General features: G+C 53.7%; 29 protein-coding genes and 1 other RNA gene. 10 read left to right on the forward strand and 20 right to left on the reverse strand.

Going from position 1 to position 24,959, the window contains the following annotated elements:
• Window positions 1–96: 96 nt before the first annotated feature.
• From nagA to kbaZ, 6 genes are read right to left on the reverse strand one after another with little or no spacing between them, the layout of a single operon-like run.
• The gene (gene nagA / locus ABLV07_RS02735) at window positions 97–1,230 is read right to left on the reverse strand and encodes an N-acetylglucosamine-6-phosphate deacetylase (RefSeq protein ID WP_046883740.1); all 1,134 of its coding nucleotides are present in this window, start codon (window positions 1,228–1,230) and stop codon (window positions 97–99) included.
• A complete protein-coding gene (gene agaF / locus ABLV07_RS02740; RefSeq protein ID WP_015369552.1) occupies window positions 1,227–1,661 on the reverse strand; it encodes a PTS galactosamine/N-acetylgalactosamine transporter subunit IIA in 435 nt (144 codons plus the stop codon). Before agaF ends, nagA begins: the two co-directional genes overlap by 4 nt.
• A gap of 16 nt (window positions 1,662–1,677) precedes the next feature.
• A complete protein-coding gene (gene agaE / locus ABLV07_RS02745) occupies window positions 1,678–2,556 on the reverse strand; it encodes a PTS N-acetylgalactosamine transporter subunit IID (protein WP_015369553.1) in 879 nt (292 codons plus the stop codon).
• On the reverse strand, window positions 2,546–3,325 hold the full coding sequence (gene agaW, locus ABLV07_RS02750) for a PTS N-acetylgalactosamine transporter subunit IIC (RefSeq protein ID WP_015369554.1): 780 nt from the start codon (window positions 3,323–3,325) through the stop codon (window positions 2,546–2,548). The genes agaE and agaW overlap by 11 nt, the downstream gene beginning before the upstream one ends.
• 10 nt (window positions 3,326–3,335) lie before the next feature.
• The gene (gene agaV / locus ABLV07_RS02755) at window positions 3,336–3,809 is read right to left on the reverse strand and encodes a PTS N-acetylgalactosamine transporter subunit IIB (RefSeq protein WP_015369555.1); all 474 of its coding nucleotides are present in this window, start codon (window positions 3,807–3,809) and stop codon (window positions 3,336–3,338) included.
• A gap of 19 nt (window positions 3,810–3,828) precedes the next feature.
• Window positions 3,829–5,124, reverse strand: a complete 1,296-nt coding sequence (gene kbaZ / locus ABLV07_RS02760; protein WP_042897907.1) for a tagatose-bisphosphate aldolase subunit KbaZ — start codon at window positions 5,122–5,124, stop codon at window positions 3,829–3,831.
• A gap of 249 nt (window positions 5,125–5,373) precedes the next feature.
• On the opposite strand from kbaZ, the gene ABLV07_RS02765 reads away from it, so the two are divergent.
• Window positions 5,374–6,183 (forward strand): DeoR family transcriptional regulator, encoded by an 810-nt coding sequence (locus ABLV07_RS02765; RefSeq protein ID WP_015703580.1) that lies wholly within the window; start codon window positions 5,374–5,376, stop codon window positions 6,181–6,183.
• Between the two features lie 67 nt (window positions 6,184–6,250).
• On the opposite strand, the gene garD is transcribed toward ABLV07_RS02765, so the two are convergent.
• The gene (gene garD, locus ABLV07_RS02770; RefSeq protein ID WP_032712574.1) at window positions 6,251–7,822 is read right to left on the reverse strand and encodes a galactarate dehydratase; all 1,572 of its coding nucleotides are present in this window, start codon (window positions 7,820–7,822) and stop codon (window positions 6,251–6,253) included.
• 483 nt (window positions 7,823–8,305) lie between these two features.
• Here garD and garL point away from each other — a divergent pair, with 483 nt between their 5' ends.
• From garL to ABLV07_RS02800, 6 genes are all read left to right on the forward strand, one after another.
• Window positions 8,306–9,076: a 2-dehydro-3-deoxyglucarate aldolase gene (gene garL, locus ABLV07_RS02775; RefSeq protein WP_042897905.1), complete on the forward strand. Its 771-nt coding sequence runs from the start codon at window positions 8,306–8,308 to the stop codon at window positions 9,074–9,076.
• Between the two features lie 26 nt (window positions 9,077–9,102).
• On the forward strand, window positions 9,103–9,993 hold the full coding sequence (garR, locus tag ABLV07_RS02780; protein ID WP_015369560.1) for a 2-hydroxy-3-oxopropionate reductase: 891 nt from the start codon (window positions 9,103–9,105) through the stop codon (window positions 9,991–9,993).
• A 65-nt stretch (window positions 9,994–10,058) separates the two neighbouring features.
• Window positions 10,059–11,204, forward strand: coding sequence for a glycerate 2-kinase (garK, locus tag ABLV07_RS02785; protein ID WP_042897903.1), 1,146 nt, complete (start codon window positions 10,059–10,061; stop codon window positions 11,202–11,204).
• A gap of 32 nt (window positions 11,205–11,236) precedes the next feature.
• An RNA gene (rnpB, locus tag ABLV07_RS02790) (RNase P RNA component class A) lies at window positions 11,237–11,617 on the forward strand.
• 469 nt (window positions 11,618–12,086) lie between these two features.
• A complete protein-coding gene (locus ABLV07_RS02795; protein ID WP_126027632.1) occupies window positions 12,087–12,947 on the forward strand; it encodes a mechanosensitive ion channel domain-containing protein in 861 nt (286 codons plus the stop codon).
• Window positions 12,948–13,096: 149 nt separating this feature from the next.
• Window positions 13,097–13,507 carry a hypothetical protein gene (locus ABLV07_RS02800; RefSeq protein WP_015703575.1) on the forward strand — a complete coding sequence of 137 codons (411 nt, stop codon included), beginning with the start codon at window positions 13,097–13,099 and terminating at the stop codon, window positions 13,505–13,507.
• 31 nt (window positions 13,508–13,538) lie between these two features.
• Here the strand turns inward: ABLV07_RS02800 and ABLV07_RS02805 are convergent, their stop codons facing one another.
• Together ABLV07_RS02805 and ABLV07_RS02810 are read right to left on the reverse strand one after the other, a co-directional pair.
• Window positions 13,539–13,700 (reverse strand): hypothetical protein, encoded by a 162-nt coding sequence (locus ABLV07_RS02805; protein ID WP_015703574.1) that lies wholly within the window; start codon window positions 13,698–13,700, stop codon window positions 13,539–13,541.
• A gap of 23 nt (window positions 13,701–13,723) precedes the next feature.
• A complete protein-coding gene (locus ABLV07_RS02810; protein WP_015703573.1) occupies window positions 13,724–14,425 on the reverse strand; it encodes a pirin family protein in 702 nt (233 codons plus the stop codon).
• Between the two features lie 104 nt (window positions 14,426–14,529).
• Here ABLV07_RS02810 and ABLV07_RS02815 point away from each other — a divergent pair, with 104 nt between their 5' ends.
• On the forward strand, window positions 14,530–15,426 hold the full coding sequence (locus tag ABLV07_RS02815) for a LysR family transcriptional regulator (RefSeq protein ID WP_015369566.1): 897 nt from the start codon (window positions 14,530–14,532) through the stop codon (window positions 15,424–15,426).
• A gap of 38 nt (window positions 15,427–15,464) precedes the next feature.
• On the opposite strand, the gene ABLV07_RS02820 is transcribed toward ABLV07_RS02815, so the two are convergent.
• From ABLV07_RS02820 to ABLV07_RS02830, 3 genes are all read right to left on the reverse strand, one after another.
• Window positions 15,465–15,833 carry a DUF805 domain-containing protein gene (locus ABLV07_RS02820; protein ID WP_015369567.1) on the reverse strand — a complete coding sequence of 123 codons (369 nt, stop codon included), beginning with the start codon at window positions 15,831–15,833 and terminating at the stop codon, window positions 15,465–15,467.
• Between the two features lie 125 nt (window positions 15,834–15,958).
• Window positions 15,959–16,945 carry a glutathione S-transferase family protein gene (locus ABLV07_RS02825; protein WP_126027631.1) on the reverse strand — a complete coding sequence of 329 codons (987 nt, stop codon included), beginning with the start codon at window positions 16,943–16,945 and terminating at the stop codon, window positions 15,959–15,961.
• Between the two features lie 74 nt (window positions 16,946–17,019).
• On the reverse strand, window positions 17,020–17,412 hold the full coding sequence (locus ABLV07_RS02830; RefSeq protein WP_015703571.1) for a DoxX family protein: 393 nt from the start codon (window positions 17,410–17,412) through the stop codon (window positions 17,020–17,022).
• Between the two features lie 324 nt (window positions 17,413–17,736).
• Between ABLV07_RS02830 and ABLV07_RS02835 the strand changes: the two genes are divergently transcribed.
• Window positions 17,737–17,934: a transposase gene (locus ABLV07_RS02835; protein ID WP_015369570.1), complete on the forward strand. Its 198-nt coding sequence runs from the start codon at window positions 17,737–17,739 to the stop codon at window positions 17,932–17,934.
• A gap of 8 nt (window positions 17,935–17,942) precedes the next feature.
• On the opposite strand, the gene ABLV07_RS02840 is transcribed toward ABLV07_RS02835, so the two are convergent.
• The 8 genes from ABLV07_RS02840 to exuT all read right to left on the reverse strand — a co-directional run bounded on the left by ABLV07_RS02840 (window position 17,943) and on the right by exuT (window position 23,066).
• A complete protein-coding gene (locus ABLV07_RS02840) occupies window positions 17,943–18,239 on the reverse strand; it encodes a YqjK-like family protein (protein WP_015703570.1) in 297 nt (98 codons plus the stop codon).
• Window positions 18,236–18,634 (reverse strand): phage holin family protein, encoded by a 399-nt coding sequence (locus tag ABLV07_RS02845; protein WP_015369572.1) that lies wholly within the window; start codon window positions 18,632–18,634, stop codon window positions 18,236–18,238. Before ABLV07_RS02845 ends, ABLV07_RS02840 begins: the two co-directional genes overlap by 4 nt.
• A 2-nt stretch (window positions 18,635–18,636) precedes the next feature.
• Window positions 18,637–18,942 (reverse strand): YqjD family protein, encoded by a 306-nt coding sequence (locus ABLV07_RS02850; protein WP_015369573.1) that lies wholly within the window; start codon window positions 18,940–18,942, stop codon window positions 18,637–18,639.
• Between the two features lie 25 nt (window positions 18,943–18,967).
• Window positions 18,968–19,336 carry a DUF1090 domain-containing protein gene (locus tag ABLV07_RS02855; RefSeq protein WP_015369574.1) on the reverse strand — a complete coding sequence of 123 codons (369 nt, stop codon included), beginning with the start codon at window positions 19,334–19,336 and terminating at the stop codon, window positions 18,968–18,970.
• A 148-nt stretch (window positions 19,337–19,484) separates the two neighbouring features.
• Complete coding sequence (gene mzrA, locus ABLV07_RS02860; protein WP_161798763.1) at window positions 19,485–19,862, reverse strand: EnvZ/OmpR regulon moderator MzrA; 378 nt, start codon at window positions 19,860–19,862, stop codon at window positions 19,485–19,487.
• A gap of 8 nt (window positions 19,863–19,870) precedes the next feature.
• Window positions 19,871–20,533: a DedA family general envelope maintenance protein YqjA gene (yqjA, locus tag ABLV07_RS02865; protein ID WP_015369576.1), complete on the reverse strand. Its 663-nt coding sequence runs from the start codon at window positions 20,531–20,533 to the stop codon at window positions 19,871–19,873.
• 327 nt (window positions 20,534–20,860) lie between these two features.
• Window positions 20,861–21,637, reverse strand: a complete 777-nt coding sequence (gene exuR / locus ABLV07_RS02870; RefSeq protein ID WP_015369577.1) for a transcriptional regulator ExuR — start codon at window positions 21,635–21,637, stop codon at window positions 20,861–20,863.
• A 127-nt stretch (window positions 21,638–21,764) separates the two neighbouring features.
• On the reverse strand, window positions 21,765–23,066 hold the full coding sequence (exuT, locus tag ABLV07_RS02875; protein ID WP_348853302.1) for a hexuronate transporter ExuT: 1,302 nt from the start codon (window positions 23,064–23,066) through the stop codon (window positions 21,765–21,767).
• 467 nt (window positions 23,067–23,533) lie between these two features.
• On the opposite strand from exuT, the gene uxaC reads away from it, so the two are divergent.
• Window positions 23,534–24,946, forward strand: coding sequence for a glucuronate isomerase (gene uxaC, locus ABLV07_RS02880; RefSeq protein WP_015369579.1), 1,413 nt, complete (start codon window positions 23,534–23,536; stop codon window positions 24,944–24,946).
• Window positions 24,947–24,959 lie beyond the last annotated feature (13 nt).

Consider the following 24,959-nt stretch of genomic DNA (forward strand, 5'->3'; position numbering starts at 1 on the left):
GAAATTATATGGTTTTTATTTGGATGTGCCGTGAACTAAAAAGAAAGGAAAAGAAAGGTCTGCAGGTAAGCTGCAGACCAGAAGAGATAAGTGGACTTAAAGCGAAAACGCTTCGCCGCGGATCCAAATGTTTTCCACCCGCAGCTCGTTATCAACTGCAATCATGTCGGCCATTTTTCCCGGCTGTAACGATCCTAATTGCCGATCCAGCCCTAATAGACGCGCCGGGTGTAGAGAAGCCATATGTATAGCCCGTTCAGCCGTCATCCCGGGTAATGAACTGATGGTGCGCACGGCGGAATCCAGTGACAGGGTACTCCCCGCCAGGCTACCGCTGAGGGTACGAACGATCCCATCACGCATTTCTACCCTTTCGCCACATAAGGTGTAATTACCGTCAGGCATACCCGCCGCCTGCATAGCGTCGGTTATCAGCACGATACGATCTCCAGCGCAACGGCAACATAGCTGCATTGCCGCAGGATGTACGTGATGACCGTCGGCAATAAGTTCAAGCCAGACGCGGTTATCGGTTAATCCAGCGCCGACCATGCCAGGTTCGCGATGATGTAAACCGCTCATGCCGTTGTAACAATGCACCAGGCCATCTGCACCGGCATCGAAGGCGGAACAGGTTTGTTCCCAGGTTGCCGCACTATGCCCCAGCATCACCCGCACGCCTTGCCGTTTGAGATGACGGATCGCCTGCAGTGCCCCCTCTTTTTCCGGGGCAAGGGCGACGACGCGTAGCGTCTCGCGAGAAACCGCAATCAACCGATCGAATTCGGCAAGATCCAGTTCTCTGAACCATTGTGCCGGATGGGCGCCTTTATGCGGCGGCGTGAAGTAGGGGCCTTCAAGATAGCTGCCAAGAATTTGCGCTCCCGGACCGCCTGCGTGAACGCGTCGCGCAATACGTTCCAGCGCCGCATGGATTTCCGCTAAAGGCGCGGTGACGGTGGTCGGCAACCAGTTGGCGACCCCCTCACGCGCTTTATGTTTCGCAAGGAGGTCTAACGTATCCGGTGCGTCATCCATGACATCTACGCCTGCGCCGCCGTGGACATGAATATCGATATATGCGGGACACAGCAGCTCGGCGTCGCGAGTGAGAACACCCGCGGGGATCGGCTCCAGCGCCACGATAACGTCATTTTCAAACCGTAGCTGATGGTCATCAAGCCAGCCTTGCTCTGTGAGTAAGCGCCTGGCGCGCAGTATGCGGCTCATATACCTTCCTCAACAGCATGATCTTCCCGGCAGCGTCCCAGCTCATCGACCAGACATGTTAACCCGCGATGACCGCATTCCAGTGCCTGAAGACGAAAGGCTTCGCTGGTTAATCCTTCTCGTTCCAGCACCATCTCTAGCAGTAGCTGCAGGTTAGTGCCGGTAATGACTTCTCGTCCGCGTTTTTGCATCGCCAGCGTGGAGGCGACGCGAAATGGCGTGCCGCCAAGTAAATCAGTCAGAAAAACAATATCTTCTTCGCCATCCAGCTCGTTTACCGCCTGCTCCAGCTGTGCGGTCAGCAGGGCGGTCGTGGAGGATTCAGGAAAATCTATCGCAATGAATTGCGACTGTTCGCCAAGGATCTGTTTCATTGCCTTTTCCATGCCGCTGGCAAATCCGCCATGCCCGGTCAAAATGATTCCTAACATCGAAAACCTCTTAGCGTTACAGGAAGTGACAGAATTTACCTACAATGCCCAGCGCGACGGTGATGCCGATAAGGCGGAGCGGGCTCCAGCCGCGGCGCACCAGCCAGAACATCACCAGGGTATAAACTAGCGGTAAAAAGGCGGGCATCAGCTTATCGATGACATCCGTTTGCAGTTTAACCACGGCATCGCCGGCAGTGATTTCAAGCGTTGTGCTTAAACGAACATAAGTCGCTACCAGCGCGCCAATCACCGTCATCCCGACGATAGAGGCGGCATGGCCGACTTTTTTGGTATTGGCTTTAATGAGCGGAATCGCCGCTACCCCCATCCGGTAGGCATAGTGCGCCAGACCGAAGCGCAGGCCGAGATGGACCACGTTGAACAGAACGATAAAAACAACCGCGCCGAGGATCGACCCTTGTAGCGCCAGGCTGGCGCCAATGCCGCCGCAAATCGGCAATAGCGTTAACCAGAACATAGCATCGCCGATACCGCCGAGCGGCGCGCCAACGGCGATTTTGGTGTTCTGGATACTGTTAACGTCCTGCTTCGAGCGCTCCATCGCCAGAATTATGCCGATGACAAAGGTCACGAGGAACGGATGGGTATTAAAGAAGCCCATATGTCCTTTCATTGCCCGTGCCAGATCGCGCGGATTAGTGTGGATTTTCTTTAATGCCGGCAATAGTCCGTACAGCCAGCCGGAAGCCTGCATACGTTCGTAGTTGAAGGACGCCTGTAATAGCATTGAACGCCAGGCCACCCGATTAATGTCTTTTCTTGTCAGGTCGGCCCCAATGCTTTGATCTTCATAAACGTTTTCATTAACACCAGTGAGCAGCGTCGTTTCGCTTTCGGCCACGTTGGGCAGCGTGTGTTGATTAGATGCCATCTTCGAATTCCTCTTTAGGCGCAGCAGGTTGAGTCGGTTCGGGAGATTTGCGTAGCAGGTCGATAAGCGCCATGGCCAGCGCGGCGGCAGCAATGGCTAACACCGGGAGCTTGAGCCAGGCCGCCGCGACGAACCCGATGATGAAATAGGGGATATAGACGTTTTTCATCATGATTTTTAGCAGTACGGCAAAACCGATTGCCGGCATGATGCCGCCAGCGACGCCAAGGCCATCGATTAGGCGCTCAGGGAGCACATCTATTGCGGTTTTGGCGTGTTCTGCGCCGAAGTAGATAGGCAGAAAAGCACAGAGAAAATAAAAGGTACCTAATGCCAGCAACGCCAGGTAATTCACACGCTCAATACCGCGGGTATCGGCATTTGCCGCCATGCGATCACAGCGCGACATAACCCCTGACATCACTGAGAAAAGGAACGTTATCCCCATCTGAACCGCGACGGCGAAGGGGACCGCAACGCCGACGGCGACGTCGGGTTTAACGCCGGTGGTAATAGCGAAGGTGGTGCCGACAATGGTCCCGATAATGACGTTCGGCGGTTGCGCGCCAGCCAGTGGCGCCAGACCCATCCACACCAGCTCCAGCGTGCCGCCGGTTAATATACCGGTATGAAGATCGCCGAGGATCAGGCCCACTAAGGGGCCAAGGACCACCGGACGATGCATATGGGTTAAACCGTTGAACATATCCAGACCGGCGATAAAGGCAAGGATACCCAATGCAATGGCTTGAAAAAGCGAAATTTCCATGGCGAGCCCCTTAGAGCAGTTTATAAAGATCCATTGCCGGTTCTGTCGGAACTCCTTGAATGAAGCACTCAACGCCGGCGGATTTCAGACCGTTAAAGGCGGCAATATCATTGCCGTCGACAGAGACGGTTTTGGCAATTTGTCGTTTCCCGTCGGCGTAGTGCATATTGCCGACGTTGATGCGCGATACCGGCACCCCGCCGGAAACCAGCGTCAGAAAATCGGCGGGCGATTTACATACCAGCAATATTTTTTGCCGATCGGCGGCGCGATGAATGTTGTCGATGACTTTTTGCAACGACCAGAAGCGCACGGCAATCCCCTCTGCCAGCACCATCTCCATCAGGTTCTGTTGTACGGGATCTTCAGCAACCTCGTCATTAGCAACCAGGACCAGATTCGCCCCCGCGAACCCGACCCACTGCACGCCAACCTGGCCGTGGATTAAACGTTCATCAATGCGACTTAACACAATATTTGGCATCGCCGTTTCCTCTTCGTTGTTATCCGTTATGAGATGTCATGCCCTGACAGGCGTCATGGTATTGCTGCAAGATGTCCTGGACGTGGCTAATGATGAGCTCATGCGGCGTAGCGCTGAGCGCCCCCTCGCGAACTTTTACGTACTGTAAAGGCAGATACTGGCTAATGAGCGGAAGCGGAATGGCTTCATCGGCCAGATTGCGCACCAGATGCGCTAAAGCGGTGTCTATCTGGCTGTCCGGCCAGTAGTAGCGAACGCGATCGGAATAGCTGTAGCCGCGTGCTAACCGCCGTGCGTGGCCATCGCCGTGGTAGTGGCTTTGCCAGTATTCCGGACGATCGAGCATGACGTTTTCCAGTACCATGCGTAATCCCGAACAGGATTTTGCCGGTACGATTTCTTCTTCAATCGCTGCTAAAGCGAAAAGCGCTTCACGCAGCGCGAAAGTCAACGCCGGGCCGACTTTCAAAATCGCGAAATGATCGACTACCAGTTGGCGTAGCGCATGCGGGGTCTGATAATCCGTGGAATGCGCTTCAAAGAGCAATGTGGCATAGTCTTCCACCATAGCGCTGAGGGATTTTGCTTTTTCAGATTCGTAATCAATGACTTGTGCATGATCGAATTCCACGCCAGGCTGTACCACGAGCGCGATAATTCGCGGCCAAATACCCTCAAGCCCCACACTGGTAAAGGCGACCCTGTGTGCATCGAGAGTGGCGCGAGCCGCATCCGGGGTGGTGACTTGTAGGGTGTTGAGGGTTTCGTGAGCGCCACCGGGCACGGGAACCTCAGTGCCGATAACGTAAACGAGATCCGATTTGCCTTTCAGGGCAATACAGGTTTCTTCCGCGATTTTCGCCAGCCTTGCGGCGCGTTCAGCGACAAGGTCATCGGTTAAGGGAATGGGATCGTCTTTGCATGACATACTGCAATCGAGGTGGATTTTTTTAAACCCGGCGGCGACATAGCTTTTAATCAGATCGTCGGCGTGGGCCATGGCTTGTGCGACCGGAAGATGTTGCCAGCGGTTTGGCCCCAGATGATCGCCGCCGAGGATGAGCCCGTCGCGGGGGAACCCCAGTGTATCGGTAAGATGATAGATAAAGCCGCAGAAATCAGCGGGGGTCATACCGGTATAACCGCCAAACTGATCAACCTGATTGGAGGTCGCTTCAACGAGCAGGGGCGTATGGTTTGCCTGGGCAAAACGAATGGCGGACTCCAGTACCAGTGGATGCGCGGAGCACACCGCGTAAATACCATTCGCTTCACCCTGTTTGTGTCGCACCACCAATTGTGTAAGATGTTTCACTTTCCTCTCCAGGTCAGAAATCAACGATTTAATCTTTCGTTTTGTTTCGCTTTATAGTGCTTCAGCGTGCTTTAAAAATAAAACGAAAGATAATAGTTTTCCGATCTGTTTCACAAAAGAAACATAATGAAAGCTTTCAGCACGGTGTGGTTCCTTTTTTGCCGTGCCAATAGCGCTTGCATTCTGCTAAAAGAAAGGCGTTAATAGTCAAAACGAAATGAAACGAAAGATACAGCCAAGGATATTGTTATGAACAGCAGCGAGTCATCTGCCGAAAAGCGCATTGCGGGAACAAGTGAAAGGCGTGAGCAGATCATCCAGCGGTTGCGACAGCAGGGAAGCGTCCAGGTTAATGACCTGGCGGAGGCGTATGGTGTATCGACGGTCACGATACGCAACGATCTGGCGTTTCTGGAAAAACAGGGCATTGCGGTGCGAGCATACGGCGGCGCGCTGATTTGCGATAGTCATACTCCAGGCGTTGAACCTTCAGTTGAAGATAAAAGCGCGCTTAATACGGCCATCAAACGCCAAATTGCCAGCGCCGCCGCTGAGCTGATAAAACCGGGACACCGAATTATTCTCGACTCAGGCACTACCACCTGTGAAATCGCGCGCCAGCTCCGACAGCATAGCGATGTTATCGCGATGACTAATGGAATGAATGTCGCCAACGCGTTGTTAGAAGCTGAAGGCGTAGAATTACTGATGACGGGGGGGCACCTGCGTCGCCAGTCGCAGTCATTCTATGGCGATCAGGCTGAGCAGTCCTTGCAGAACTACCACTTTGATATGCTTTTCCTCGGGGTGGATGCGATAGATCTGGAACGTGGGATCAGCACTCATAATGAGGATGAAGCCCGCCTGAACCGTAAAATGTGCGAAGTCGCGGAGTGTATCGTCGTTGTGACTGATTCCAGTAAATTCAATCGTTCCAGTTTACATAAAATCATCGATACGCAGCGCATTGATATCATTATTGTCGATGACGGGATTCCGCAAGAAAGTCTGGAGGGGTTACGTAAGGGCGGGATTGACGTTATTCTCGTCAAATCATAATTCGGTGTAAGTTGCCAGCCGGGGTATGCTCTATAACCCGACTGGCGATAGACGCTGACTTTTAGGGTCACGTCACCGGCGCCGGGTTAAACACCGCCAGCTGGTTATGCAGACCCCATTGATCGGAGAAGGTTTTCTTACGTCCGCTGGCGACGTCGAGAATGAACTCGAACAGTTTCTGCCCAACCTCCTCAATCGTCTCTTCGCCGGTCGCGATAGTACCGGCATTGATATCCATTAAGTCATACCAGCGGTTGGCAAGCTCGGTACGGGTCGCCATTTTAATCACCGGTACCGCCATCAGCCCGTAAGGGGTGCCGCGCCCGGTGGTGAACACCTGAACGGTAATGCCGGAAGCTACCTGTTGAGTACCGCAGACAAAATCGCTGGCCGGCGTCGCCGCATAGATAAGCCCGCGTTTCGTCGGGCGCTGACCCGGCGAAAGGACTTCGACGATGGCGCTTTTACCTGATTTGGCAATCGAACCCAGCGCTTTTTCCACTACGTTGGCCAGACCGCCTTTCTTATTACCCGGTGACGGGTTGGCGCTGCGGTCGGTTTTCCCCAGCTCCAGATAGTTATCGTACCAGGCCATCTCTTCCAGCAGGCGCTTGCCAACTTCTTCGTTGATGGCGCGCGGGGTTAACAGATGGATAGCATCGCGCACTTCGGTCACTTCCGAGAACATTACCGTCGCGCCGCAGCGCACCAGCAGATCTGAGGCATAGCCCACCGCCGGGTTGGCGGTCACGCCGGAGAAGGCGTCGCTGCCGCCGCACTGCATACCGACCACTAAGTCCGAAGCCGGGCAGGTCTCACGCTGACGAGCATTGAGTTTGGCCAGGTGGCGCTCGGCAACCTGCAGAATATCATCGACCATCGATTTAAAGCCGACATGCTGTTCGTCCTGCAAACGCACTACGCTTGCGCTATCGACGGCGATCGGCTGCACGTCTTCGGTTCCCTGCAGCAGACGTTCCGGCTGCAGCTTTTCACAGCCCAGACCAATCACCATCACCTCACCGCCAAAGTTGGGGTTCAGCGCGATATTGTGGATGGTGCGAATCGGTACGATCGCCGCCGGGGCGTTAATCGCCACGCCACAGCCGTACAGATGGTTTAGGCCGACCACGCCGTCGACGTTGGGGTATTTTGGGAGCAGATCGCGTTCGATGATCTTGACCACATAATCCACCACACCGGCGACGCAGTGCACGCTGGTGCTGATCCCCAGCAAATTCTTAGTTCCCACGCTGCCATCGGCATTGCGATAGCCTTCAAAAGTGTATCCTTCCAGCGGCGGCAGCGGTTCCGGGACTTTGGTCGCCAGCGGTAAGGTGTTGAGCGGCGGCGCGGTCGGCAGCTCAACCAACGACTCATCAATCCAGCTTCCCTTTGGTATATCGCGAACGGCGAAGCCAATCACTTCGCCGTAGCGGATGATTTCACCATGGGCAGGAATATCGACAAGGGCGACTTTATGACCTTGCGGGATATGTTCAATGAGGGTCAGGCCATCCGGAAAACGCGTTCCGGCGGGTAAACCGCGATCGTTAACAATAATCGCCACATTATCGGTAGGGTGCACTTTTATATAAAACGCCGTCGGCGACTGTTGTCGAATCTCAATCTCAGCCATTGTCCAGTGTTCTCCAGAACGGTGCTAATAATAAAAATAAAACGTTAATTCAGCTTGTGCCTATCAGAATGATGAAATACAGAATGTCAGGAGTTATAGCAGCAAAATGTGATCTTGGTCACTGCTTGCGGTGACGGTTGCCAGCATTGAACGGCAATCCTAAGAACTGTGGATTAGCGCCCATAACCTATGGCATTTGCATAACGAAAATGATTATTAAAGCGCTTATATTGTGATTATGCATAGTGCCTGGTCACGGTGGGATGATTATACTGAGTCATGTTTTGCGGTGTTCGATATGAGAATAAATAGCCCGCTTAAAAAATAATAAAGGTATTCTTTTTCAGAAAAATATCTAAATGTTCAAGGGTAAAAGAAAATAGGCATCGGTTCGCTATTTAATTCTGCAAATTATATTTGTGGTTGGCGAGATTAAACGTATAGAACAGCAGAAGTAAGCAACGATTAACCCAAGGTAAAATCATGGATAACGCAATTTTCCCGAACAAATTTAAGGCCGCGCTGGCGGCCCACCAGGTACAAATCGGCTGCTGGTGCGCTCTGGCGAATCCGATTAGCACCGAGGTATTAGGGCTTGCTGGTTTCGACTGGCTGGTGCTTGACGCGGAGCATGCGCCAAATGATGTGACCACACTTATCCCGCAACTGATGGCGTTGAAGGGCAGCCACAGCGCGCCGGTGGTCCGCGTGCCGACCAATGAACCGATTATCATCAAGCGTATGCTGGACATCGGTTTCTACAACTTCCTCGTGCCGTTTGTCGAAACCGCTGAACAGGCGGCGCAGGCGGTAGCATCGACCCGCTATCCGCCGGAAGGCATCCGCGGGGTCTCCGTTTCTCATCGCGGCAATATGTTCGGCACCGTAGCGGACTACTTCACTCAGTCGAATAACAACATCGTCATTCTGGTGCAAATTGAGAGCCAGACCGGGGTGGACAATGTCGACGCGATCGCCGCGACCGAGGGCGTTGATGGCCTTTTCGTGGGGCCAAGCGACCTGGCCGCAGCATTAGGCCATCTGGGCAATGCCGCACATCCTGACGTCCAGCGCGCCATCCAGCATATCTTCGCCAGCGCGAAGAAACACGGTAAGCCGAGCGGCATTCTTGCACCGGTGGAAGCCGATGCGCGCCGTTATCTGGAGTGGGGCGCGACCTTCGTCGCCGTCGGTAGCGATTTAGGTGTCTTCCGTTCAGCAACCCAGAAACTTGCTGATTCTTTTAAAAAATAATCACCAGGATGAAGAGAGAGAACATTATGACAATCAAAGTGGGTTTTATTGGTCTTGGCATCATGGGCAAGCCGATGAGCAAAAATTTGCTGAAGGCGGGTTATTCGCTGGTGGTATCCGACCGTAACCCCGAAGCCATTGCTGACGTGATTGCCGCGGGCGCAGAGACTGCGAGCACGGCGAAGGCCATTGCTGAGCAGTGCGATGTAATTATCACCATGCTGCCAAACTCTCCGCACGTGAAAGACGTTGCGTTGGGTGAAAACGGCATTATCGAAGGCGCGAAACCGGGCACCGTGGTGATTGATATGAGCTCCATTGCGCCGCTGGCGAGTCGCGAAATCAGCGAAGCGCTGAAGGCCAAAGGCATCGATATGCTGGATGCGCCGGTGAGCGGCGGCGAACCCAAAGCGATCGACGGCACCCTGTCGGTGATGGTTGGCGGCGACAAGGCGATTTTCGATAAATACTACGACCTGATGAAAGCGATGGCGGGATCCGTGGTGCATACCGGCGAGATTGGCGCAGGCAACGTCACCAAGTTGGCCAACCAGGTGATTGTGGCGCTGAACATCGCGGCAATGTCGGAGGCGTTAACTCTGGCCACCAAAGCCGGCGTTAACCCGGAACTGGTTTATCAGGCGATTCGTGGCGGCCTGGCAGGTAGCACCGTGCTCGATGCTAAAGCGCCGATGGTGATGGATCGCAACTTCAAACCGGGCTTCCGTATCGATCTGCATATTAAAGATCTGGCCAATGCGCTGGATACGTCTCACGGCGTCGGCGCCCAGCTACCGCTGACGGCGGCGGTGATGGAGATGATGCAGGCGCTGCGCGCGGATGGCCTGGGCACCGCTGACCATAGCGCTCTGGCGTGTTACTACGAAAAACTGGCGAAAGTGGAAGTGACTCGTTAACAAGAAGGGCGTGTTCCCGCGCCCTGTCATTCTTGCCTTGCGCGGCACAGTCAGGCGACATAACTATGAAAATCGTAATTGCCCCAGACTCTTATAAAGAAAGCCTTTCTGCCAGCGAGGTAGCTCAGGCGATAGAAAAAGGATTTCGGGAAATTTTCCCCGATGCGCAATATGTTTCTGTTCCGCTTGCCGATGGCGGCGAGGGAACGGTTGAAGCCATGATTGCCGCCACGCAGGGTACGGCGCATACGGCGCTGGTCACCGGGCCGCTGGGGGAAAAAGTGAATGCCCGCTGGGGCATGTCCGGGGACGGCAAAACCGCATTTATTGAGATGGCCGCGGCCAGCGGGCTGGCACTGGTGCCGCCTGAGAAACGTAATCCTCTGATCACCACTTCTCGCGGTACCGGCGAGCTGATTTTACAGGCGCTGGAACACGGCGCGACCAGCATCATTATCGGCATCGGCGGTAGCGCGACCAATGACGGCGGCGCCGGGATGATGCAGGCGCTGGGCGCAAAGCTCTGTGATGCCAACGGCAGCGACATCGGTAATGGCGGTGGTTCCCTTAACTGCCTGAATTCAATTGATGTTTCGTCCATGGACCCACGTCTTAAACACTGTGCTATTCGCGTGGCTTGCGACGTGACAAATCCGTTGATTGGCGAACAGGGGGCATCGCGCATTTTTGGCCCACAAAAAGGGGCGACCGAAGCGCTCATTGTCGAGCTTGATAATAATCTTGCCCACTACGCCTCGGTTATCAAAAAATCGCTGCGCGTGGAGGTGAAAGATGTCCCCGGCGCCGGAGCGGCGGGGGGAATGGGGGCCGCGCTAATGGCTTTTCTGGGGGCTGAACTGCGCAGCGGGATTGAGATTGTGACGACGGCGCTTAATCTGGAAGAACATATTCACGACTGCACGCTGGTGGTAACCGGCGAAGGGCGACTCGATAGCCAGAGCATCAACGGCAAAGTACCGGTTGGCGTAGCCAATGTGGCGAAGAAATACCATAAACCGGTGATTGCTATTGCCGGCAGTCTGACCCGCGATGTCGGCGTGGTACATCAATATGGCATCGAAGCGGTGTTCAGCGTACTGACCAGCATCGGCTCGCTGGAAGAGGCATTCCGCGGCGCATTCGACAATATTTATCGCGCTTCGCGAAATATTGCCGCGACGCTGGCGATCGGAATGCGTTGTGCGGGGTGACAAAGGCGCGCGAACCCTCTATACTTCGCGCCGAAGCTGACCAGACAGTCGCCGCTTCGTCGTCGTCCTCTTAGGGGGAGACGGGCGGAGGGGAGGAAAGTCCGGGCTCCATAGGGCAAGGTGCCAGGTAACGCCTGGGGGGTGTCACAGCCCACGACCAGTGCAACAGAGAGCAAACCGCCGATGGCCCGCGCAAGCGGGATCAGGTAAGGGTGAAAGGGTGCGGTAAGAGCGCACCGCGCGGCTGGTAACAGTCCGCGGCACGGTAAACTCCACCCGGAGCAAGGCCAAATAGGGGTTCATAAGGTACGGCCCGTACTGAACCCGGGTAGGCTGCTTGAGCCAGTGAGCGATTGCTGGCCTAGATGAATGACTGTCCACGACAGAACCCGGCTTATCGGTCAGCTTCACTCCTTAGAAAACCCCGCCTCGGCGGGGTTTTTGCTATCTGGAGGTTGGAACAAAGATGAATGACTGTCCACGACGCTATACCAGAAAGAAAGCGGCTTATCGGTCAGTTTCACCTCTTCAATGTAAAAACCCCGCTCCGGCGGGGTTTTTGCTATCCGGAGGGTGGAACAAAGATGAATGACTGCCCACGACGCTATACCAGAAAGAAAGCGGCTTATCGGTCAGTTTCACCTCTTTAATGTAAAAACCGCCGCTCCGGCGGGGTTTTTGCTATCTGGAGGTTGGAACAAAAATGAATGACTGTCCACTTTTAAACAGCTTTCTGGCTGCATTGCAGGCCGCGCTTGTTGATACTGTCACGCTTTGAAAATGTATCTTCTATCCATTAATCTCAATCCCTCATTTGCAGCGGTCATCATTCAGCTTAATGGATAGCAGGTTTTACGTGTTATCCAGACAGGGGCGGTGGACGTGAAAAATGTAGTGTTATTCCCTCAACTCAAAACGGCAATAGCATGGCTGGTTGGGCATGGCGAGACGATTATGCAGTTTGCCTGGAATATCGTGGCGGCGCTGATTATTCTTTTTATCGGGAGAATGCTTGCAAAAGTCCTCGCCAAAACCTTCGAGAAAATTCTGCTGCGACGCAACGTAGATGTGACAATCGTCCACTTCTTCGCCGCGCTGGTGCGCTATATCACCATGGCTTTTGCGATTATCGCCGCGTTAGGCCGGGTAGGGATTGAAACTTCTTCCATCATCGCGGTTATTGGTGCGGCGGGTCTGGCCATTGGCCTGGCGCTGCAGGGCTCGCTGTCAAATTTTGCCGCTGGCGTACTGCTGGTGACTCTGCGTCCATTCAGGGCGGGTAATTTCGTGCAGGTTGGTTCGGTATCAGGGATGGTGCAATCGGTACATGTTTTTTCTACGACGCTGCTTACTGTAGATAATAAAGAAGTCATTATCCCGAACGGTAAAATTATTGCCGATAGCATCGTTAACTACTCCCGCCATCCCTATCGCCGCATCGATCTTACGCTCGGCGTAGCGTGTCATAGCCAAATATCGCACGTTAAACAGGTTATCCAGACGCTCATCGATGATGAAAAGCGCATCGATCATTCTCGCGGTACCACCGTTCGCCTGATTGAGCTGGCGCCCGGTTCGCTTAACTTTACCATTCGCGTATGGGTGAAAAATGCTGAGTATTGGGACACCTATTTCGATTTTCTGGAAAATATCAAAAATGCGCTCGATGAAAATAATATCTTGCTGGCCGCACCGCGCATGGATATTAATTTAACATCAGCGGATTTAGCACGTGTTCAATAAGTAAGAAGAATTTTATATTTTATACAATTCATTTGCTGAATATATTATCTGAATATTTACACTGGTGAACATGATTTTTTACACATCGTCATTATTGTTCAGGGAATAATAGGTCGTCTTATCACTACGTACTTATTCAGGATAACAAGATGAACAAACTTTCTCGGATGGTATTAATGACGGCTGTAGCCGCAGGGTTCTCCATGGCGGCACAGGCCGCTGAGGTTACCGCCGCGCCGGCGCCGGCTCAGGATCCTATCGTTCAGCATTTAAAATTGAGCCAGGATCAGGTCGCAAAAATTAAGAGCCTGCATCAGGAAATGGAAAAGAACGTCCAGCAGATTTCACAGAAAGATATTAAAGATGGCGTGTTATTTGACGTGATCGATTCTGGTAAGTGGAATGAAAAAGCGGTTAAAGATCAGCTGGCGGCCTTTAGCAAGGTTGAGCAACAGGTGCGCTATTATCGCGTGAAGTACTATTTCGGCGTAAATCAGGTACTGACACCGGAACAACGTACTCAGGTGAAAAAAGATCTCTCTCAGGCATTGAGCGAGTAATAAAGTCGGCCCCGCTATGGGGCCGATTTCTTCAGGCGGCGTTATCTTCATCCTGCAACCGCGTTTGCGCATCTTCCACGATGGCTTCCAGTTCACTCAGCATCTCTTCATAGCCAAAGCCGATTGGGCTCATGGTTTCCACAGCGACTGGCTGGTCCAACGATTTTGCCTTTTTGCTTTTTTTCTTGCTCACTCACAAACTCCCGGGCTTCCTTGTTACACCGGTAAATCTATCAGCAAAGCGCGCAGCGGCGTATCGGCGACGAGGGTAATGTTAGCTTCGTCACGAATAAACGCGCCATCGCCGCAGGTTAATGCCTGTTTCTCTTCCTTTTTTGCCACGGCATGTACCGTCCCGTGAATCGACTGCAGATAGGCGCGCGGGCCGTGCAGTTGAACGTTGATCTCTTCGCCCTTCGCCAGCTGCAGATGATGGATCCACACCTGCTGACGCAGCTGTAAGCTGTCGCCGCTGCCGTCCGGTGAGGCTAATAGCTGAATCGGCGAATCGCCAACCGTCATTTTCTGTACCAGCGGGTTTTCGCGCTCCGGACAGGCGTCGAGCCACAGCTGCATGCGCGTCAACGACTGCTCTTTACTGAGATTATGCTCGCTGTAGCTGACACCCGGTTGGGTGGAGAGCAGCAGGGCTTCTCCAGCTTTTGCCTGTATGTGGTTGCCGTCGCTATCGCGGTATTCCGCTTCACCTTCCAGAATCAGATTCAGGATATCGACCTTTGGGTAGGTACGTGGCTGAAATGACGCGCCCGGCGCCAGCACTTCTTGATTGAGTACACGCAGCGAGGCGTAACCCAGCAATTTAGGGTCGAAGTAGTGGCCAAAGGAAAAGGTGTAGCGGGCCTGCAGCCAGCCGAAGTCTGCTTGACCGCATTGTTTGGCTGTTCGGGTTGTAATCATTTTCTTGACCTCTCTTTACACTAAATCAATGGTAAAGGTATGGACGCTGTATTGTTAGCCAGATATTCTGCCCGGTATGTTCAAAATTCCTGAATGAGAGCGAAATGGCGAAAGAGAGAGCATTAACGCTGGAAGCGTTACGCGTAATGGATGCAATAGACCGACGCGGGAGCTTTGCCGCTGCGGCTGACGAGCTGGGGCGTGTGCCTTCAGCCCTAAGCTACACCATGCAAAAACTGGAAGAAGAACTGGATGTGGTGTTGTTTGACCGTTCCGGCCATCGCACAAAATTTACGAACGTTGGCCGCATGCTGCTGGAACGCGGCCGCGTGCTGCTGGAAGCGGCGGACAAGCTGACCACCGATGCCGAAGCGCTGTCGCGCGGCTGGGAAACTCACCTGACCATCGTGACCGAAGCGTTGGTTCCTACCACCGATCTGTTTCCGCTGATTGAGAAACTGGCGACTAAATCCAATACCCAGCTGTCGATTATTACCGAAGTGCTGGCCGGTGCCTGGGAACGGCTGGAGCAGGGACGTGCTGATATTGTCGTCGCGCCGGATATGCATTTTCGTTCATCGTCAGAAATTAACTCGCGTAAGCTCTATTCGGTTTTAAGTGTTTATGTTGCCGCGCCGGATCACCCGATTCATCAGGAGCCAGAACCGCTTTCTGAGGTGACGCGGGTGAAATATCGCGGCGTCGCGGTGGCGGATACCGCGCGCGAGCGTCCGGTTCTGACGGTGCAGCTGCTGGATAAGCAGCCGCGTTTAACCGTCAGCACTATTGAAGATAAACGCCAGGCGCTGCTGGCGGGGCTTGGCGTGGCAACCATGCCGTATCCGTTGGTTGAGAAGGATATTGCCGAAGGGCGCTTGCGGGTCGTAAGCCCTGAATATACCAACGAAATCGATATCATTATGGCCTGGCGCCGCGACAGCATGGGCGAAGCCAAATCCTGGTGTCTGCGGGAGATCCCGAAACTGTTTACCGGCAGATAACGGGAAGATGCGCTCCTCCGCCGCGAGGAGCGCGTAAATCAGTAGGAGTAGGGTTTTGGATTTGGCCCAAAGCGATTGTTGCCGGGCGTGCCGTTCTGACAATTGAAAATCAAAATCACCAGCCAGCCGATGACCGGGATCAGCAGCAGCAGTAGCCACCACGCCGAGCGGTCGGTGTCATGCAGGCGACGAAACTGCACCGCCCACCAGGGTAAAAAAACCAGCACGCCGTAAATGGTCGTCAGGATGCCTTCACCCCCAGCACGTTGCCAGCCGAGCATCTTATCAATGATGCTTAGCACTGCGGTGAGAATGATGTTGACCAGAATAAACATCCAGTACTCTTTGCGCCGGGCACGGCCGCCAAAGCCAATATAGTTTCGTAATACTTTTAGATACCAGTCCATTTTCTCACGCCTTAGTTAACCATTAATCACTTGTTTTCAAAGCGATCAAAATAATCATAGGCGTGAAAATCAAACTGGTAAATATCCGTTATCCGAATAAAAGGCGCCCTTCGGCGCCTTATCGATCAGCGGGAAAAACGATCCCGCCCATGTGGTTCGTTGAGATCCTGCTGCGGGCCCACGGAGATGATCCCCGTCGGGTTGATGGTTTTGTGGCTGCGATAATAGTGATTGCGGATATGCGGGAAATTTACCGTTTCCGCAATCCCCGGCATCTGGTAGATATCGCGCAGGAAACCGTACAGGTTGAGATAGTCGCTGATACGGCGCTTATCGCATTTAAAGTGGGTAACATAGACCGGGTCGAAACGAACCAGCGTTGTCCACAGGCGGATATCCGCTTCCGTTAACTGGTTCCCGGTCAGGTAGCGGTGCTGACCGAGGATCTGCTCAAGGCGTTCGAGCGAGGTAAACAGCGCGTTTACGGCTTCGTCATAGGCCTGCTGACTGGTGGCGAAACCGGCTTTATACACCCCGTTGTTAACGTTGTCGTAGATCCAGCTATTGAGATCGTCGATCTTTTCTCGCAACGCCGGCGGATAATAGTCGCCCGCGCGCGCCCCCAGGCCATCAAACGCGGTATTGAACATGCGGATAATTTCAGCCGACTCATTGCTGACGATGGTCTGTTGTTTTTTATCCCACAGCACCGGAACGGTCACCCGGCCGGTGTAATGCGGATCGGCCTGCAGATAAAGCTGATAGAGGAACTGATGATGATAGAGCTGGTCGCCGGTCGCATCCGGGAAATCGTCGGCGAAGGTCCAGCCGTTTTCCAGCATCAGCGGATGAACAACCGAGACGGATATAAAGGGCTCTAATCCTTTCAACTTGCGCAGAATCAGGGTGCGATGGGCCCACGGACAGGCCAGTGAAACGTACAGATGATAGCGGTCTTTCTCTGCGGCGAAGCCACCTTCGCCCGCAGGGCCTGGCGCGCCATCGGCGGTGAGCCAGTTGCGGAAGGCTGAAACGGAACGCTTGAACCGTCCTCCGGTGGATTTGGTGTCATACCAGGTATCTTGCCAGACGCCGTCGACTAATTGTCCCATTACTTCCTCCTTCAGATAGCAAAAGCGAGGAGATAGCCCCTCGCTTTTTTAGATTTTTACTCAGTATAGTGTGCTTACCACTTTTTATTCAGCACGCGGTCGATGCTGAATGCGCCCGGACCCGTCACGGCCAGCAGCAGATAACCACCAGCGATGGTCAGGTTTTTCATGAACATCAGCGAGTTCACGCCTTCAGCAAAGTTGCTGTGGAACAGGAACGCGGTCAGCAGGGTAAAGCCTGCAGTGAACAGCGCAGTAGTGCGAGTCAGGAAACCGAACAGAATCGCCAGACCGCCGCCAAACTCAAGCAGAATAGTCAGCGGCAGCAGCGCTCCCGGAACACCCATTGCTTCCATATACTGCTGCGTACCTGCATACCCGGTGATTTTTCCCCAACCAGCGGTAATGAACAGAATCGGCATCAGAATACGCGCTACCAGTACACCAACATCTTCTAATTTTTTCATTTCTTACTCCAGAAAACCCAAAGGGCGGCGATTTCGTTTTTTAGAGCAATCCTGCGTGGTTACGCGGGCTTGCTGTCGATGGAGAGGATATTAGCGAGCTTGAGAGGGGATTGTTAGCAAGGAAAACTGTAGTTCTTTTTCAAAGTTTCTGAGCAATTGGTGCGATCGGTGAAAATATTTTCCGAGGCGCCTCGCAGCGTGCGTGGCTATCGGTTGTTTTATCACCAGAGGCATCTTATCCTTGCCCGTTCCGGCCATTTGACCAGCCCTGGCAGATTTTTTCGTCAACTGGCGCAGGGAATGCCTGAGCATAAGGAGCAACTGATGACATTAGCAGAATGGTTTGAAGAGCGTGGGCGCACAAAGGGAAGAAAACAGGGGCGTGAAGAAGGTAGAGAAGAAGGCGAACGTCAGGCGACGCGTAAAATAGCTCTTGCGATGCTTCGTAACGGCGTTGATAGCGCGCTGGTCAGTAAAACCACCGGTTTAAGCGAACAAGAGCTCAGCGCGCTGGCGCACTGAGCGAGCAATTAACGCGATGCGGACTGGCGCAGAATCCCTTTGACCATCCGCCAGGTGCTCCAGATGCCGAGGCCGCGTTTGCCCCAGCGGATTAAAAAGCGCGGATGGCGTACTGACCAGATAGCCATTACCCCGCTGCCGACCATCGCCCATGAACGCAGGTGTTTCAGCGTTTGCCAGCCGCGATCGATAGGCGAGGTGGCTTCCAGCCAGTGACGATGGCTGGCGGCCAAATCCAGCCGCTGTTGCTGGATTTGGCGCAGCAGCAGCGCTTTTCGCTGGTCGCGTTCCTGTTGGCCGCTCATCGACGATCGTCCTCAAGCAGCGCGCGATCGTTCGCCAGCTCGTCGCGGGTATGACGTAAAAACGTTGAGCGGCGAGCTTTCCTGAGGGTCCAAATTCCCCCTATCAATGAGGCGAGCAACAGGACGCTGGTGGTCGCGATCATCACATGCAGGCGGTACTGCGGATCGACGGCCCAGATGATCAGCACCAGCAGGCTCATCAGCCCAAAAGCGGCGAATAGCAGCGTTAGCCCGAGCATCAGCAACAGCTGGAAGAGGTTCGCTTTCTCCTCTTCCAGCTCCACGACGACCAGGCGCAAACGCGTTTCCACCATTTCGACCAGCAGCGTAATGATCCGCTGGCCGATGCCGAATACGCTCTGTCCCGGGCCCTGCGTGTGTTGAGAGTTTGCCATAATTAACGGCGCGACAGCAGTACGCCGACCACCAGCCCGACAGCTGCGCCAATACCCACGCCGGTCCACGGATTCTCGCGAACGTACTCATCGGCGCGAGCAGCGGTTTCACGCGTCTGCTTAACGATGGCATCGCTGGTGTCGCTGAGACGCACACGGCTGTCTTTCAGCACGCTTTCCGCTTTGCTACGCAGTTTGCCGAGTTCTTCTTTTGATTTATCGGTTGAGGAGTTCAGAACTTCTTCCAGCGTATCAGCCAGATTTTTCAGCTCAGCGCGTAGATCTTCTGCAACGTTATCTTTAGCCATCTTGTTCTCCTGTAGCGTTTACCAATTAATAATCGCGTGACTCAAGCGCTTTCAGTTCCTGCTGCGCTTCATCCAATTTGCGTTCCCGTTTGCTAATTTTGTCTGCATCGCCTTTCTGCTTCGCCTCGCTCAGATCGCGCTGACGTTCGGCAACTTCCGCCTTCTGTTTAGCGATTTTCCGCTGATGATCGGCCCTGACTTTACTGTCGCTGCAGTTAGCGCGAACTTCCTGCAGCGCTCTGTTCAGGCCGTCAATGCGATGCTGATTATGGTGTTTTTCGGCATAGCTGATCTCCCGTTGGATACTCTGTTCTTTTTCCTGACAAGGAGAGGCTGCGAAGGCGCTGGCGCTAAGTGAGGTCAGTGCCAGTAATAGTGCGATGCGGTATTTCATGGATTCTACCTTCCATTGTGTGAGGGGATATCGGTGATATACCCAATCCAGTCAACAATACGAGCCAGGCGGTTCCCGCAGTCTTAATAATAGACACGAAAGCGGGACATCACCAAACCGTACGAAAAGATTCGGAATTTTTGACGCGTTATCCAAAACGGCGCGGAGCATCGCGCAGGCGGGATAACCAGGCGGTGGCAGAATTTTCTTCATCCACCAGAGCAATAATATAACCGTGAGGCAGAGCTCGGCCCAATACTTCTTTTGCCGCGGCGCCTTGGGCGTTGGAGTCGAATTTGATCAGCAGGCCGTCTTTTTGCGGGGTGATGCTCTTAAAACGGATGCCGTTGGCGTCAAGATGATGCCAGACGGAAAAACCGTCCGGCATAGCGACGCCCTGGCTGACGGGACGGATGGCCAGAGTGGACTCATGCTGACTGACGGTCAGCCACAGCCAGACGCTGGCGCAAAGCAGCAGTGAGCCGCCCAGCATCCACCGCAGCTGGCGCCAGGAAGGACGTTTGATGACCATGCTCAGCTCCGACTGCTGTGTTTTTTCTTCCACAGTACAACCAGGGAGCCAATCAGACCGAAGACCAGCAGCGCAACCGGCAGCAGCATCAGGCACGACATCAGCTGATCTTCATACTTCAGGAATACCGGTGTTTTACCCAGCAGATAGCCGAGAGAGGTAAGAATCAACACCCACAGCAGACCGCTCATCCAGTTAAAGAACTGGAAACGCGCGTTATTCAGACCGGAGATACCGGCAATCGTTGGCAGTAGGGTACGTACGAAGGCGATAAAGCGGCCAATTAGCAGCGCTGATAACCCGTGCTTGTGGAACAGGTGATGGGCTCGCTGGTGATAATGCGACGGTAAATGCGATAGCCAGTTTTGCACGATCCGCGTATTGCCCAGCCAGCGTCCCTGGATGTAGCTCACCCAGCAGCCGAGGCTGGCCGCCGCCGTCAAAAGCAGTAGCGTTTCCGGGAAGCCCATCGCCCCTTTGGCGATCAAAACACCGACCAGCACCAGCAGGCTATCACCCGGTAAAAACGCCGCCGGCAGTAAACCGTTCTCAAGGAACAAAATCATAAATAAGACAAAATAGAGCATGCCAATCATGGAGGGATTAGCGAGCGTTTCGTAATCCTGGGCCCATAAGGCATTCAGTAATTGGGTTAGTAGTTCCATTCACGATTCCTGGTACATCGGTTAACGGTACGTCTTATACATAGCGACTAGATTATTTTTTAGAGTATGGCCGCTGTTGAGACGTTCTGATCGGATCCTTGATTAAACAGTAAGTAAACACTTACATGCAGAACGACAAAATGCATCTAATTGTAACAAACTAGCTGACTTTCCGTCAGAGAAATTGCAGTTTGTTGCTGATTGATTTTGCGGGTTGCGGGGACGAGTAGCGAGAGGATTTACACAGGCTGACACTATATATGCTTTGCTTACCCTGTCGGGTTTGCGGGCAGAAAAAGGGGTTCTGCCCGTGGAGGGGATAATACGTTATTTTGCCCCGTTCGCTGCGGTATCGAGATGAACCACCGGATTTTCGGCAAACAGGTAGCGATCGGCATTGAATTCAAAGTCATCGCTGGTTTCGTTAAACAGCATCAGCTTGGTATTTTCCAGATGCTGCCACATCGCCAGCTTCGCCGCGTGAGGGTCTTTACGAATTAACGCCTTGAGGATTTGGTCATGATCGTCGCACCAGTTGTCGACGGTGCGCAGGTCGATGTGGTCGTGCAGTTTTTTCCAGTACGGGTTGTGTACCCGCTGGGTCCACATTTTTTCAACGATGGCGGCAAGGGCGGTGTTCTGGGTAGCCAGCGCGACCTGGACATGGAACTGCAGGTCCCATTCGGAATCACGGAAGCACTTCTCGTTGCGGGCTTTCTCCTGAATTTCCATTAGCTTCATGATGTCCTGTTTGGTCACCTGAGTTGCGGCGAATTCAGCGATATTGCTCTCAATCAACTGACGGGCCTGGAGTAATTCAAACGGACCATAGTTGGCGAACTCCAGCGATTCATCCACCACCTGTTGGTATTTCGGGTGGTTGGAAATAACGTGGATGCCGGAGCCTTTGCGGACTTCAACATAGCCTTCGACTTCCAGCATGATGATGGCTTCGCGAACCACGGTGCGGCTGACGCTTTTTTCATCGGCGATGAAGCGCTCTGCGGGCAGCTTATCCCCTACAAGGTAGACGCCTTGTTCGATACGCGTCTTTAGCTCAGCGGCAAGCTGCTGATAGAGACGGCGCGGTTCACTGATTTCCATATTCGCTCCCGGAAGATGGCGACAATATTCGATTTGTTATACCACTTTTACGCGCTTTCCACCACTGGAAGGCACAAAAAAAGCCGCCTTAAAAGGCGGCTTAGTCGGTGCAAAATCATCTTGCAGTTTAGCTTTGCGTCGCCGGTTTACTGGTATTGAGCGGCGTCGAGTCATCGTCGGCCGATTTGTTTTTCAGTACCGTCCAGATAACCAGCGCGCCCAGCAGGTCGAAGACCGCCAGCACCGCGAACAGCGGGCTGAAGCCGATGGTATCCGCCAGCGCGCCGACGACCAGCGCGAATAGGGTGCTGGCCAGCCATGCCGCCATCCCGGTCAGACCGTTGGCGGTCGCCACTTCGTTACGACCAAAGACGTCGGAAGAGAGGGTGATCAGCGCACCCGACAAGGCCTGGTGAGCAAAACCGCCGACGCACAGCAGCGCAATCGCCACATACGGGCTGGTGAACAGGCCAATCATGCCAGGACCAATCATCAGCAGGGCGCCCATCGTCACGACCATTTTACGTGAGACGATAAGATTCACGCCAAACCAACGCTGGAACAGCGGTGGCAGGTAGCCGCCGACGATGCAGCCGAGGTCGGCGAACAGCATTGGCATCCAGGCGAACATAGCAATCTCTTTCAGGTTAAAGCCGTAAACCTTAAACATGAACAGCGGGATCCAGGCGTTGAAGGTACCCCAGGCCGGTTCTGCGAGGAAGCGCGGCAGCGCAATACCCCAGAACTGACGGTTACGCAGGATCTGCCACGGCGACATTTTCTTCGCGTTGTTAGTCTGATGCTGAGATTCCTGGCCGCCGATGATGTAGTCACGTTCTTCATCGGTGAGTTTTTTCTGATCGCGCGGGTGTTTGTAGAAAATCAGCCAGGCCATTGCCCAGGCGAAGCTCAGTACCCCGGAAATAATAAATGCCATCTGCCAGCTATGCATGACAATCGCCCATACCACCAGCGGCGGAGCTATCATCGCGCCGATAGAAGAGCCGACGTTGAAATAGCCGACGGCGATGGAACGCTCTTTCGCCGGGAACCATTCGGAGCTGGCTTTCAGACCGGCAGGGATCATCGCCGCTTCCGCTGCGCCGACCGCGCCTCGGGCCAGCGCCAGGCCGCCCCAGCTGCCTGCCAGCGCCGTTGAACCGCAGAATACCGCCCAGGCGATAGCAAAGAAGGCGTAGCCAATTTTGGTGCCAAGCACATCGAGCACATAGCCGGCAACCGGCTGCATAACGGTATATGCAGCGGAGTAGGCGGCGATGATATAAGAATATTGTTGGGTTGAAATGTGCAACTCTTCCATCAGCGTCGGCGCAGCCGCCGCTACGGTGTTACGAGTCAGATAACCCAGCACGGTGCCCAGCGTCACCAGTGCGATCATATACCAACGTAACCCTTTAATTTTACGCATGTAAAACCTCATCGTTGTTGTCTCTCCGCAGCGTCTGCGGCCATCTTTCGTCCCGCCAGGGAAGGAGGATGGGGAAACGGAGGGTTCAGGACGTGAACTGAACCTTGCCATCAGTGGTTAAAGTGAAACCGGCATCCCTACCGTTTAAGCCGATGTTATTCACACCGGTAATGCATTCCGTCGGTTTATATGTTGCGACGGCAGAAAGATAACTTGTCATACAACTTTAAAAGTTGAGTACTGTCACAAAAGTGGGAAAGTTTGTAGGGACATTAATCGCGTCAATTAAAGCCAGTACTGGCGCGGCTTGCAGCGATGTTTACTCCTTTGGTGGTGCTTTTTTTGTCGACGTTTATTGATCTAACTCACGAAAAATACTTCGGCCTGTAGAAATTGGTGTGATAACTTTGTCAGCATTAGAGTCAATCATCTGATGGGCTCCTTGATGGGGCGAAGAGGACACGACAATGACACCGTTTATGACCGAAGATTTTCTGCTTGATACCGAGTTTGCCCGCCGCCTGTACCACGATTACGCCAAAGATCAGCCGATTTTCGACTACCACTGCCACCTTCCGCCGCAGCAGGTTGCCGAAAATTATCGTTTTAAGAACCTGTATGACATCTGGCTGAAAGGCGACCATTACAAATGGCGCGCGATGCGTACCAACGGCGTGGCGGAGCGCCTGTGTACCGGCGATGCTGCCGATCGCGAGAAATTTGACGCCTGGGCGGCAACCGTTCCTCATACCATCGGTAACCCGCTATACCACTGGACGCATTTAGAGCTGCGCCGTCCTTTTGGTATTACAGGTAAGTTGTTGTCGCCAGCCACGGCGGATGAAATCTGGAACCAGTGTAATGAGTTGCTGGCTCAGGAGTCGTTCTCCGCCCGTGGAATCATGAAGCAGATGAATGTGAAGATGGTGGGGACGACCGACGATCCGATTGATTCACTGGAGCATCATGCGGCGGTCGCCAAAGATAGTACTTTTGATATCAAGGTATTGCCGAGCTGGCGCCCGGATAAAGCGTTCAACATCGAGCAGGCCACTTTTAACGATTACATGAGCAAGCTTGGCGAAGTCTCCGATACCGAAATTCGCCGTTTTGCCGATCTGCAAAGCGCGCTGACTAAGCGTCTGGATCACTTTGCCGCTCACGGCTGTAAAGTTTCCGACCACGCGCTGGATGTGGTGCTGTTCGCTGAAGCGAGCGATAACGAACTGGATAGCATCCTGGCGCGCCGTCTGGCGGGCGAAACGCTCAGCGAGCATGAAGTCGCGCAGTTCAAAACGGCGGTACTGGTGTTCCTCGGTGCGGAATACGCGCGCCGCGGCTGGGTACAGCAGTACCACATCGGCGCGCTGCGTAATAACAACCTGCGTCAGTTCAAACTGTTAGGGCCGGATGTTGGCTTCGACTCCATCAACGACCGTCCGATGGCCGAAGAGTTATCGAAGTTGCTGAGCAAGCAGAACGAAGAAAACCTGCTGCCGAAAACTATTCTGTACTGCCTGAACCCACGCGATAACGAAGTGCTGGGCACTATGATCGGTAACTTCCAGGGCGAAGGCATGCCGGGCAAGATGCAGTTCGGTTCCGGCTGGTGGTTCAACGATCAGAAAGACGGCATGGAACGTCAGATGACCCAACTGGCGCAGCTTGGCCTGTTGAGCCGCTTTGTCGGCATGCTGACCGACAGCCGCAGCTTCCTCTCCTACACCCGCCACGAATACTTCCGCCGTATTCTGTGCCAGATGATCGGCCGCTGGGTGGCTGCTGGCGAAGCGCCTGCGGATATCGCGCTGCTGGGCGAGATGGTGAAAAACATCTGCTTTAACAATGCGCGTGATTACTTCGCCATTGAATTGAACTAAGGCCAGAGGTCGG

Source organism: Klebsiella sp. CN_Kp097, assembly GCF_040064495.1.
Taxonomy (GTDB): Bacteria; Pseudomonadota; Gammaproteobacteria; order Enterobacterales; family Enterobacteriaceae; genus Klebsiella; species Klebsiella aerogenes.

Bases quoted from the DNA above. Each gene is read 5' to 3' on its own strand.
- nagA (WP_046883740.1), bottom strand. From the start codon at position 1,230: ATGAGCCGCATACTGCGCGCCAGGCGCTTACTCACAGAGCAAGGCTGG.
- agaF (WP_015369552.1), bottom strand. From the start codon at position 1,661: ATGTTAGGAATCATTTTGACCGGGCATGGCGGATTTGCCAGCGGCATG.
- agaE (WP_015369553.1), bottom strand. From the start codon at position 2,556: ATGGCATCTAATCAACACACGCTGCCCAACGTGGCCGAAAGCGAAACG.
- agaW (WP_015369554.1), bottom strand. From the start codon at position 3,325: ATGGAAATTTCGCTTTTTCAAGCCATTGCATTGGGTATCCTTGCCTTT.
- agaV (WP_015369555.1), bottom strand. From the start codon at position 3,809: ATGCCAAATATTGTGTTAAGTCGCATTGATGAACGTTTAATCCACGGC.
- ABLV07_RS02765 (WP_015703580.1), top strand. From the start codon at position 5,374: ATGAACAGCAGCGAGTCATCTGCCGAAAAGCGCATTGCGGGAACAAGT.
- garD (WP_032712574.1), bottom strand. From the start codon at position 7,822: ATGGCTGAGATTGAGATTCGACAACAGTCGCCGACGGCGTTTTATATA.
- garL (WP_042897905.1), top strand. From the start codon at position 8,306: ATGGATAACGCAATTTTCCCGAACAAATTTAAGGCCGCGCTGGCGGCC.
- garR (WP_015369560.1), top strand. From the start codon at position 9,103: ATGACAATCAAAGTGGGTTTTATTGGTCTTGGCATCATGGGCAAGCCG.
- garK (WP_042897903.1), top strand. From the start codon at position 10,059: ATGAAAATCGTAATTGCCCCAGACTCTTATAAAGAAAGCCTTTCTGCC.
- ABLV07_RS02800 (WP_015703575.1), top strand. From the start codon at position 13,097: ATGAACAAACTTTCTCGGATGGTATTAATGACGGCTGTAGCCGCAGGG.
- ABLV07_RS02810 (WP_015703573.1), bottom strand. From the start codon at position 14,425: ATGATTACAACCCGAACAGCCAAACAATGCGGTCAAGCAGACTTCGGC.
- ABLV07_RS02815 (WP_015369566.1), top strand. From the start codon at position 14,530: ATGGCGAAAGAGAGAGCATTAACGCTGGAAGCGTTACGCGTAATGGAT.
- ABLV07_RS02820 (WP_015369567.1), bottom strand. From the start codon at position 15,833: ATGGACTGGTATCTAAAAGTATTACGAAACTATATTGGCTTTGGCGGC.
- ABLV07_RS02825 (WP_126027631.1), bottom strand. From the start codon at position 16,945: ATGGGACAATTAGTCGACGGCGTCTGGCAAGATACCTGGTATGACACC.
- ABLV07_RS02830 (WP_015703571.1), bottom strand. From the start codon at position 17,412: ATGAAAAAATTAGAAGATGTTGGTGTACTGGTAGCGCGTATTCTGATG.
- ABLV07_RS02835 (WP_015369570.1), top strand. From the start codon at position 17,737: ATGACATTAGCAGAATGGTTTGAAGAGCGTGGGCGCACAAAGGGAAGA.
- ABLV07_RS02840 (WP_015703570.1), bottom strand. From the start codon at position 18,239: ATGAGCGGCCAACAGGAACGCGACCAGCGAAAAGCGCTGCTGCTGCGC.
- ABLV07_RS02845 (WP_015369572.1), bottom strand. From the start codon at position 18,634: ATGGCAAACTCTCAACACACGCAGGGCCCGGGACAGAGCGTATTCGGC.
- ABLV07_RS02850 (WP_015369573.1), bottom strand. From the start codon at position 18,942: ATGGCTAAAGATAACGTTGCAGAAGATCTACGCGCTGAGCTGAAAAAT.
- ABLV07_RS02855 (WP_015369574.1), bottom strand. From the start codon at position 19,336: ATGAAATACCGCATCGCACTATTACTGGCACTGACCTCACTTAGCGCC.
- yqjA (WP_015369576.1), bottom strand. From the start codon at position 20,533: ATGGAACTACTAACCCAATTACTGAATGCCTTATGGGCCCAGGATTAC.
- exuR (WP_015369577.1), bottom strand. From the start codon at position 21,637: ATGGAAATCAGTGAACCGCGCCGTCTCTATCAGCAGCTTGCCGCTGAG.
- exuT (WP_348853302.1), bottom strand. From the start codon at position 23,066: ATGCGTAAAATTAAAGGGTTACGTTGGTATATGATCGCACTGGTGACG.
- uxaC (WP_015369579.1), top strand. From the start codon at position 23,534: ATGACACCGTTTATGACCGAAGATTTTCTGCTTGATACCGAGTTTGCC.